General features: G+C 35.5%; 9 protein-coding genes and 1 pseudogene. 6 read left to right on the forward strand and 4 right to left on the reverse strand.

What is annotated here, in order from left to right; translation table 11 throughout:
• Positions 1-34: 34 nt before the first annotated feature.
• From ETSB_RS09965 to rodA, 5 genes and pseudogenes are all read left to right on the forward strand, one after another.
• Positions 35-187: a hypothetical protein gene (locus ETSB_RS09965; RefSeq protein WP_171816415.1), complete on the forward strand. Its 153-nt coding sequence runs from the start codon at positions 35-37 to the stop codon at positions 185-187.
• Positions 123-869 (forward strand): annotated as a pseudogene (locus ETSB_RS05465) (phycocyanobilin:ferredoxin oxidoreductase). Before ETSB_RS09965 ends, ETSB_RS05465 begins: the two are co-directional and overlap by 65 nt.
• A 96-nt stretch (positions 870-965) precedes the next feature.
• Positions 966-1,559: a PAP/fibrillin family protein gene (locus ETSB_RS05470; protein WP_044106796.1), complete on the forward strand. Its 594-nt coding sequence runs from the start codon at positions 966-968 to the stop codon at positions 1,557-1,559.
• A gap of 878 nt (positions 1,560-2,437) precedes the next feature.
• On the forward strand, positions 2,438-3,499 hold the full coding sequence (locus ETSB_RS05475) for an Mrp/NBP35 family ATP-binding protein (RefSeq protein ID WP_044106798.1): 1,062 nt from the start codon (positions 2,438-2,440) through the stop codon (positions 3,497-3,499).
• Between the two features lie 35 nt (positions 3,500-3,534).
• Entirely contained in the window at positions 3,535-4,788 is a 1,254-nt protein-coding gene (gene rodA, locus ETSB_RS05480) for a rod shape-determining protein RodA (RefSeq protein WP_044106799.1), read from the forward strand.
• Positions 4,789-4,874: 86 nt separating this feature from the next.
• Here rodA and ETSB_RS05485 read toward each other — a convergent pair whose 3' ends face one another.
• From ETSB_RS05485 to ETSB_RS05500, 4 genes are all read right to left on the reverse strand, one after another.
• Positions 4,875-5,150 (reverse strand): hypothetical protein, encoded by a 276-nt coding sequence (locus ETSB_RS05485; protein WP_044106800.1) that lies wholly within the window; start codon positions 5,148-5,150, stop codon positions 4,875-4,877.
• A 654-nt stretch (positions 5,151-5,804) separates the two neighbouring features.
• Entirely contained in the window at positions 5,805-6,191 is a 387-nt protein-coding gene (gene aroH / locus ETSB_RS05490; protein WP_044106801.1) for a chorismate mutase, read from the reverse strand.
• A 37-nt stretch (positions 6,192-6,228) separates the two neighbouring features.
• A complete protein-coding gene (sppA, locus tag ETSB_RS05495) occupies positions 6,229-7,047 on the reverse strand; it encodes a signal peptide peptidase SppA (protein WP_044106802.1) in 819 nt (272 codons plus the stop codon).
• A gap of 275 nt (positions 7,048-7,322) precedes the next feature.
• Positions 7,323-8,804, reverse strand: coding sequence for an aminotransferase class I/II-fold pyridoxal phosphate-dependent enzyme (locus tag ETSB_RS05500; RefSeq protein ID WP_044106803.1), 1,482 nt, complete (start codon positions 8,802-8,804; stop codon positions 7,323-7,325).
• Positions 8,805-9,369: 565 nt separating this feature from the next.
• Between ETSB_RS05500 and ETSB_RS05505 the strand changes: the two genes are divergently transcribed.
• Positions 9,370-10,413, forward strand: a complete 1,044-nt coding sequence (locus ETSB_RS05505; RefSeq protein WP_044106804.1) for a CobW family GTP-binding protein — start codon at positions 9,370-9,372, stop codon at positions 10,411-10,413.
• The last annotated feature ends 157 nt before the right edge of the window (positions 10,414-10,570 follow it).

The raw sequence follows: 10,570 nt of genomic DNA on the forward strand, positions 1-10,570 counted from the left end.
TAATGTTAGAATAGCCAAGGCTACAACAATTGAGTTGGATGCTGGTGGAGAATTGCTTGGACAAATCTTTCCTTGTGTAGCAATCATCGCTAATTATTCGAAAATCGTAGCTATTAAGGGGGATATTAGACACTTTCCCCGTTTCTGTTCGCTCCCAACTAAACCCCTTGATGCGACTACTGGCTGATGTTATCCAATATCATTGGGGACAGTATTTTCCCCTAATCTCCTATGAATTACCTGACGGGTTAAGACATGTAGAAGGAAAACTCAGAGGTAAAAAGGTGGCAATTAAAAATCAATGTTATCAAACTCTTCAGTTCCGTAAACTCCATTTAGAATTTGCAAAAGTAGGACAGGAATTGGATATTCTTCATTGTGTGATGTTTCCTCATCCGAGTTATTCCCTACCTATGTTCGGTTGTAATATCGCAGCAAGTACTAAAAAAGTAAGTGCGACGATCGCTGATTTATTTCCCGCTAACCGAGAACTGACTCTTTCTTCAGAAGACTACCAAGCCCTATCCAAATCACCAGTCTTGGAGTTTTCTGAATCCCGCAGATTACCCGAATGGGGCGATATTTTCTCCGACTATTTTTTATTTATTCGCCCAACTGACCCAGAAGAAGAAACTTAATTCTTGTCCCGTGTGGCTGAATTTTTGAAGATTCACTGTCAGACCGCGGTAGATTTTCAAACTGTTTCTGGTAAACAGCAAATGTATAACTTAGCCGGACAGCATTACTTTTGTACAAAGCAACAACAAAATGATAAAACCCGTCAGGTTCTAGAAAAAGCTTTTGGTAAAAAATGGGCTAATAAATATATGACTCAAGTGTTATTTGACTTACCTACCCAAGATAAATAAACTATTAAAAAATAACTCTAAAAAGACAGTGAGAGAAGTTTTTGGTTTAAAAAATATGACTTCCTACCAAAAATTAATTGGAGGAAACATTTGAGAATGAATGAAAAAACAAGACTATTAGAAGCGATCGCTGGAAAAAATCGAGGGTTATTAGCGACGGAAATTGATCGGGTAAGAGTTCTCTCGGCCTTAGAACAACTTGAAGATCATAACCCCAACCCTCAAACTCTAGAAGCAAAAGAATTACTTGATGGAAATTGGCGGTTACTCTACACCACAAGTAAGGGAATTTTAGGACTTGATCGCCTTCCCGTATTGCAATTAGGACAAATTTATCAATGTCTTCGTATGGCTGACGGAAAACTTTACAATATTGCTGAAATTATTGGAGTCCCTTTTTTAGAAGGATTAGTAAGTATTATAGCTAGGTTTGAAGTAGTCTCTGACAGGCGAATTAATGTTAAATTTGAACGTTATATTATTGGTTCACAAAGGTTATTGGGATATCAGTCACCTAATCAGTTAATTAAAGATATTGAAGCAGGAAAAAAGTTTTTTCCTCTAGATTTTAGTATCGAAAGTAAAGAACAACAGGGATGGTTAGAAATTACTTATTTAGATGATGATCTTCGACTAGGAAGAGGGAATGAAGGGAATGTATTTGTTTTATCTAAAGAAAAGGGTATTTAACTAATTTTAAAAATTATTAAGCCAATATCATGTTTTTTTATCGATTATTCATAATTTAAGATTTATTTTGTAAGAAATATCGATTATTCATAATTCTAGTAGAGTAAATTACTAGTTAATAACTTTCAAAACTCTTTTGTCCTGGAGGTGATTCGATTGCTTCTATAATTGCTATCGCCAATTTATATATATTTTCTTTATCTATCGCATTAACTTTAGCTTGTGTTCTGCGGAGAACTTTTTAAGTTTTACTTAACCTAAATTTCTTTTCTAGTCTAACTCTCAAAAAGACTCTTAAACGAAGAGATGACATTAGCTAATATGACTATACCTAACTGATAATAGAGAATTAACTAGCAAGCTAGGGCAGAAAACTTTAGATTTTAAAATTAACGAAATTTATAAATTAATAAGCTCTCGTTTAAATTGACTTAAATTTATTATTGAGATACTCTACTGTTACTTAGTAAAAATAAGCGATAATTTCTTTAAGTCTAACACCAATCCTAGTTGATACATTACTTTTTCACATTAATTAACTAGTTTTAATAATCTTTATATTTCATAAGTATTTTTTAAAAATTGTTATAAGTTTTTCTTCTATCTAATTGGTGCGATTTTGAGAGGACTGGTAAAGTTTTACACATCTTATTTTATTTATTTTTTATTCTTTACTTGAATATTATTATTTTTAAAACAAAAAATATTTGCTCTTAATTTAACCCTGATAAGATTTTTTCTTAAATAACTAGTGCTTTCAAGCCCTACTTATTTAAGCTCACCTACTCACCATCGAACATCTGTGTCCCCAAAACCGTTAACATTTTCATAGATGCAGTGGAAAAAATACTTAACATTGCTTTATAAGGAAAACTATAATGTTAGATACCCAATCAGTTTTAGAAGTCTTACGTCCAATTCAGGACCCTGAACTTCAGAAAAGTTTAGTAGACTTGAATATGATTCGCAATGTAGTCATTGATGGCTCCCGAGTTAGTTTCACCCTAGTTTTGACTACTCCTGCTTGTCCTTTAAGAGAATTTATCGTTGAAGATTGTCAAAAAGCCGTTAAACAATTACCGGGAGTAAAAACTGTTGAAGTAGAAGTAACCGCCGAAATCCCTCAACAAAAAGTGTTACCCAACCAACAATCCGTCGCTGGAACCAAAAATATTATCGCTATTTCGAGTGGTAAAGGAGGTGTAGGGAAAAGCACCGTTGCGGTAAATATAGCTGTTGCTTTAGCTCAAACAGGAGCCAAAGTTGGTTTACTCGATGCTGACATTTACGGTCCCAATGTTCCGATTATGTTAGGATTAGCCAGCAGCGGATTTAAGGCCGAACAGGGGGCCCAAAGAGAAGTCCTAGAGCCTGCCTTTAATTATGGGGTAAAAATAGTGTCCATGGGCTTTTTAATTGAGCCTGATCAACCGGTTATCTGGCGTGGTCCAATGCTAAATAGCATTATTCGTCAATTTCTCTATCAATTCAATTGGGGAGCTTTAGATTATTTGGTGGTAGATATGCCCCCAGGAACTGGAGACGCTCAGTTAACTCTCGCTCAAGCAGTTCCTATAGCAGGTGTTGTCATTGTTACGACTCCTCAAACCGTATCCCTGTTAGATGCTCGTCGTGGGCTAAAAATGTTCCAACAATTAGGGGTTAATGTGTTGGGGCTGGTGGAAAACATGAGCTATTTTATTCCCCCTGACTTACCTGATCGCACTTACGATCTATTTGGTTCAGGTGGGGGTGAAAAGGCTTCTATAGAATTAAATGTTCCCTTACTCGGTTGTATTCCTCTCGAAATTGCCTTACGTGAAGGAGGAGATCAAGGAATTCCAATTGTTATAGGTGCCCCTGAATCGGTTTCGGCTAAAGCATTAACCCTACTCGCCCAAAAAATTGCTGCTAAGGTATCGGTAGCTACTTTAACCTAAGTTAAAAACCTATTTCAAATGAGGAGGTTTCCTGAATGATGCCTAGACTTGCTAAAAGACGACGTTTACCTTTGTGGTTATATAACCTAGGCCAAGTTGATTGGCTATTAATGTTTTTAACTGTGGGTTTAACCGGTTTAGGAGGGTTGATGATCCGCAGTACCGAACTTCTAGAAGGATCGGTAGATTGGTGGCAACATTGGATTTTTGGGATAATAGGGTTAGTGATCACTTTGACGCTAGCTCGCTGGAGATATGAACCTCTTATACAGTTGCATTGGGTGACCTACGCTATCACCAATATTTCTCTCATTGCGGTGATTATCATTGGAGTAGCGGCTAATGGAGCGCAAAGTTGGATTAGCATTGGTAGCTTTAATATTCAACCTTCAGAATTTGCTAAAGTTGGTCTAATTATTAGCTTAGGAGCTCTGTTACATGAAAGACAAGCCACAACAATCCCAGCCGTCTTAAGAATTTTTGTGGTAACAGCAGTTCCTTGGATGCTGATCATGTTACAGCCAGATTTAGGGACAGGGTTAGTTTTTACAGCAATTACCTTAGGAATGTTGTACTGGGCAAACATGCACCCAGGATGGCTCATTTTAATTTTATCTCCCCTGGTTTCTGCGATGTTAGTCAACGTCTTGCCCCTGGGTTGGATTATTTGGACAGTGATCATGGGTTCAATTGCTTGGTTTACTTTACCCATGCGTTTTGTTTTTGCCATGGGGGCGGTCGCTGTTAATATAGTAGCAGGGCAATTAAGTGGTGTGTTATGGAGATTACTCCAAGACTATCAAAAGGATCGCCTAACTCTTTTTTTAGAGCCAGAAAAAAATCCTCTCGGTGGAGGTTATCAGTTAATTCAGTCGCGCATTGCTATTGGTTCGGGAGAATTATGGGGACGAGGACTGCATCAGGGAACTCAAACTCAATTAAATTTTATTCCTGAACAACATACGGATTTTATTTTCGCAGCAGTCGGAGAAGAGTTTGGTTTTATTGGCAGTATTTGTGTTTTATTTGCCTTTTGGTTAATTTGTTTTCGCTTAGTAATTATTGCCTGTAAGGCCAAAGAAAACTTCGGGTCTTTATTAGCTGTTGGAATGTTATCAATGATCGCATTTCAGGTTGTTGTTAATATATGTATGACGGTAGGTTTAGCTCCTATTACGGGAATCCCTTTGCCCTGGTTAAGTTATGGTAGATCAGCATTACTAACTAATTTTATTGCTCTAGGGTTGGTGGAATCTGTTGCTAATTATCGTACCCAGAAAAGACTTTAGTTATTAACTAAAAACTACTAGTTGATATTTGATTAATTTAGTTTAATATCTTTTGTTTAACGAAGGAAAAAAATTTTCCCTTTTAACTACTTCCGATCATAGGTTCCATGAACTTTAGCATAATAGTCTAAAATTCTTTTAATCTGGTGTTTTTCTGGAATATTAAGGGAACTCGGATACTGAATTAATAAAGTTTCCACTTGACTTTGAGTATAATCAAACTGTTCTGACTGTTGAGGAACTAACTCAGTGGTAACTCCCTTGACTTGTTGCAAATGAGCCGCTAATTCTCGATATACTGCTAGAGGTAAATTAGGATAGGTAATTTGTTCCTGTTGTTGTTTAACTGTTGTTTTTTTCATGTTCATTACCTCAATTTTACCTCATCATGAACTTAAAGTCAGTTTACCAGTTCTACATTAATAATCACCTTGTTTACGCGTAATTTAGGAATTACTCTATTAAATTCTGTTTTATGAGCTGATTTTAAAATATAAGAGTTTCTTAAACGAATGGTAAAATTACCTTTATTGCATATCTAAACAAATGATAACTCCTATCTTTTTATCTTCGACTTGCAATAGAAATTTTTGATTTGAATATGCGAATAGTCTACACTACGAAAAAATACAACTGGCTGCATTACCACTTGAAGATTTGTTCTTTTCCAAAATAAATAATGTCACCTATATTTAATTTAGGCTTGATAACACTAATTTTTAGACTACCTAATCAAATTAGGAACTTTAATATCCCTTTCTTTGATGGTTTCTTTAAGGTTTCTTTAACAGGAGGTTCAACCAGACCTTAGGGGATTTCCTAAAAAACACAAAATGTCTAAGCTATCCTGCTTTAGGACAACATAAGGTTTATCCCCATTGATATTATTAACAGCGTAAACCTTTATCTTCCGATTGGGAAAGTTAAAAGTAGCCCTTACCTAGTGAATTAACACCTGAATACATCTTCGTAAGCTCCTTTATAGATGTATTTGTTGTAAATCTAATAAAGGAATATTAGCCCAATTTTATAAAATGCCAGTCGGGGCGAAGGTTACGAGCATCTCGTAAATAAGAATGGTGTATTTCTACTTGAGGCTTTGGGGTGTTGAAGTGAATTAACACCCGAATACATCTTTGTAAGCTTCCTTCAACGTGCATTTGTTGCAAATCTAATAAAGGAACATTATCCCAGTGCGGACGTTGACGGGCGATCGCTGCTGGAAAGATGGCATCAAGATCCTTGGTAGTGGTAAAGGTTGCACTAACTATGTCTTCGGGATCAAGTTGGTTGAGGATTTCGATCGTTTCAAGCAATTCGGTCACAGCATCCTTTATTGCTTCTTTGGTGTTGTCTGATACTGTGGTTGCTCCTCGAATGCCCCGCACTTTGCAATTCACCATCAAATCCCTCCGACAACTTTTGCTTAACATTTAGAGTTTAGGGTCGATATAACCATAATGGTTGGCCATTGGTCACTAACTCAAATTTAACCCAATCTATTGCTACTCCTAACCCAGATTTGCTTTTATTCCGAGATAAAATTCGATTCCATAGAGGTTTAGGTTGTTCGATGGTATAACATTGGGCTTGATCGGGATTAAGTCCTGCCAATTCAGCCGCCCAGCGACGGGCATCTTCTTCAGTTCCTAGTCGATCAACCATTCCTAATTCTAAGGCCTGTTGTCCGGTAAAAATGCGTCCATCAGCAAAACTTTTAACTTTCTCTACATCTAAATTACGACCTTGAGCAACGGTATTGACAAATTGTTGATAACTCACATTAATCATTTCTTGAAGAATAGTCTGTTCTTCTGCAGTTAATTCCCGATCAAAAGAAAGAATGTCTTTATAAGGTCCAGATTTAATTACTTTAAAGGAAACCCCAACTTTATCGAGGAACCGTTCGAGGTTATTTCCTCGCAAAATAACTCCAATGCTCCCAGTAATAGTCCCTGGGTTAGAAACAATATACTCTGCTCCCACCCCGATATAAACGCCTCCAGAGGCAGAAATATTACCAAAACTTGCTACTACTTTAACTTTTTTTCTTAATTTTTTGAGTGCCTCGTAAATCTCTTGGGAATCTGCTACCGTCCCTCCTGGAGAATCAATTCGTAGAAGTAAAGCGGGGAATTTTTTTTCTTTGACGATTTTTAAAGCTTTCAAAACATTTTTACGAGTTTCTGAGAAAATAGCACCATTAATTTCAATACGGGCAATTTGTTTAGTTGGTCTAGGTTTAAACGGCCAAATCATAAGCGTTTTTTAATTGTTCAAAAGAAAAGATAAAAATTGTGGATTTTCTAGACTTAAGTATGATACGGGTCAAAAACTGCAAGTCTTATTCTGAGTAGATTCTTTAACTCCAGACACTTAATTTTTATAAAAATTAAGTGTCTGAGATCTTAAAACCCTTGTAGAATGATACTTGCAGTTTTTGATTTAATTGTAATGTCTTCATAGCTAGTTTAGAAAAGCCAAGATTATTTTGCCCAGTCCTAAATTGTAACATCTTTCATTAATGTTTTCCATTAAGCCAATACTTTTATTTTTTGTAAGTTGGAATCGCTACAGCCAATAACACTAGCTCCTAGAGCTAACACTGTTTGTAAATATTCAAAGGTCTGATCGGTAATTTTTTCCCCTGGCATTAAAATAGGAATTCCTGGAGGATAAGGACAAATTAAATCCCCACTAATTCTGCCAATACTACAGTTTAAATCAACCATTTCTGTTACAGCAAAAAAAGTTTCACGGGGGGAGATGGGAAGATGGGGAGATGAGGGGATGGGGAGATGGGGAAATGGAGGGATGGGGAGATGGGGAGAAAAATAGGAGTTACTTAAGATTTGGAAAGCTGCTATTAGTTTAGTGATATCATCTGTTGTATTACCCATAGAAATAATAAATGCTAAATGACGTAACATGGGTAATTCTGCCGTTATTCCTAATTGTTGATGAAAAATTTCATCCACTTCAAAGCCACTTAATCCCAAGGCTGTAATATTCACCGTTAATCGCGTAGTATCTAAGTAATAAAACCCGTTAATAGGTTTTTTAAAATCTAAAATAGATAAGCCTTTAATTTGACTTAATTGTTGCCTAGCTTTTTCGGAAAATTTAAGAGTTTTATCCAATAATTCTTTTCCATGTAATGCCATTTGTTGTCTTGCTGCATCCAAAGATGCTAACAATAAATAACTTGGACTTGTAGACTCAATCAACTGTAAAGCACGACTAATTTTTTGGGGATCAATGCGTGTACCTTGAAGATGTAACATAGAAGCCTGAGTCATGGCTCCTAATACCTTATGGGTCGATTGTACGGTTAAATCGGCTCCCATTGATAAAGCACAAGGAGGCAAGTCTTGATGAAATGTAAAATGCCCTCCGTGAGCCTCATCGACCAGCAAAGGAATTCCCTGACGATGAGTTATATCTGCGATCAATTTTATATCCCCACAAATACCATGGTAGGTGGGGTAAACTATCATAACCGCCTTAACATCAGAATTTTCTTCTAACACCTGTTTTAAGGAATTTGGAGTAATGCTATAGGAAAGATCCCAAAGAGGATCATAATAAGGATTAAGAAAAATTGGAACCGCCCCCGACAGAATTAACCCCGCAATCACTGATTGATGAATATTACGAGGTAAAACAATTTTATCTCCTGGGTTACAAGTAGCTAAAATTGCTGCAACAATACCACAAGTTGAACCATTCACTAAAAACCAGGTTTTTTCTGCCCCAAATGCCTCGGCTGCTAATTCCTGCGCTTTTTGAATCACTCCTGATGGGGCAAATAAATTATCTAATTCGGGTAACTCTGGTAAGTCAGCAGTAAATACAGTTTTTCCTAGTAACTTTTTTAAGGATTGTGATATTCCTTGCCCTTGTTTATGGGCAGGTGTATGAAAAGCTATATTTTTTTGAGCTATTGATGTTCTTAATGCCCCAACGAGGGGTATTTTATATTGAGAGTTCAAAAATGTGTATTGCGATGAGTTCATAGGTTATGGAACATCCGTTTATAATATTGACGTGTCTGGTAATTGATAGGGAGAATTTGGTCATGTTCAAGGTTAAATTAGGATTTGATATAATGATCTTCTCTTTAGATAATATTTATAATAACTTTGCAGTCCCTAACAATTAACTAACTACTTGGCGTTGTATAAAACATAATAGGGTGATCACTGTTGAAGTAGAAGATATCAAAGGAATTAATTGTAGAGAATAACCAGATAATAGGATTCTTACCTTATTTTTGTAACAAAAACAAGGTAAGAATGGTACATTGAATAAATAAATTGAGAAATTAACATAATATAACTCTTACCTAAAATGAAACTAACCCTTTTTAGCAACAGAGAATTGATCGAGAATTGCAGAGGTCGTTAGAATAGCATAAGTAACTGGACTCACTAATAGAAAAATTGATAAAAAAAGCGATATAATTACTCACGAAGGTAAAGCATTGGTGAAAGTAAAAAATGTTATAATGGTTGACTTTATACTTTTATCGTAGCAGTCTTTATTCTAAAGTTTTATAAATGTATACAAACAGAGAAAATTATGCAGATAATTAATAGACAGCCAGAAACTCACGAAGTAATAGATATAGCCAAGCATGGCTTACCAGTTACTATTATTACAGGGTTTCTCGGTAGTGGAAAAACAACTCTTCTTAACTATATTCTTACTAATCAAGAAGGATTAAAAACTGCAGTTCTTGTCAATGAATTTGGCGAGATTGGCATTGATAATGAACTTATTGTTGCTACTGAAGACAATATAGTAGAACTGAGTAATGGTTGTGTTTGTTGTACTATCAATGAAGATCTAATTCAAGCAGTTTATAAAATTTTAGAACGTCCTGAAAAGATTGATTACTTGATCGTTGAAACTACTGGAGTCGCTGATCCTTTACCAGTTGCTTTAACATTTTTAGGAACAGAATTAAGAGGTATGACCCACTTAGACTCTATTATTACAATGGTAGATTGTTCTAATTTTAGTTTAGATTTATTTAATTCTCAAGCTGCTTATAGTCAAATTGCTTACGGAGATATTATTATTCTTAATAAGACAGATTTGGTGAACAAATCAGATGTAGATGCTATAGAAATTCGAATTCGAGATATTAAAGAAGCGGCCAGAATTTTACGCACTCAACAGTCTGAAGTACCCTTACCTTTGATTTTAAGTGTGGGTTTATTTGATTCTAGTAAATATTTTGCTTCTAAAGAAGCAAAAAAAAATCATGAACACGAAAACAAACATCACCACCATGATCATTCTAACCATTTAGAAAATGATGGATTTATATCGATTTCTTTCGAAAGTGATAAACCTTTTTCAGTTCGTAAATTTCAGTACTTTCTAGATAATCAACTACCTGAGAATATCTTTCGTGCTAAAGGTATTTTGTGGTTTGATGAAAGTCCCAAACGTCATATTTTTCACCTTAGTGGTAAACGGTTTACCTTAGAAGATGATGAATGGAAAAAAGAGCCTAAAAATCAAATCGTATTAATTGGTCAAAATATTGACAGTCAAATATTGTATGAACAGATAGAAACCTGTATTTCTCTTCCTTTTAACAATAAAGCTAAATGATTTGGTAAATAAACAAAAATAAGATTTTGATCAAACTGTAAAGCCCCAGGATCAACTAGTAGTTGATCCTGGGGCTTTACAGTTTGGTCGCTAGAGTAATTGTACGAACATTCTCTTATGTTAAATTTTAGGTGAGTTGACGAGTGATGCATATTCA

Origin of the sequence: cyanobacterium endosymbiont of Epithemia turgida isolate EtSB Lake Yunoko, assembly GCF_000829235.1 — a bacterium.
Classification (GTDB): Bacteria; Cyanobacteriota; Cyanobacteriia; order Cyanobacteriales; family Microcystaceae; genus Rippkaea.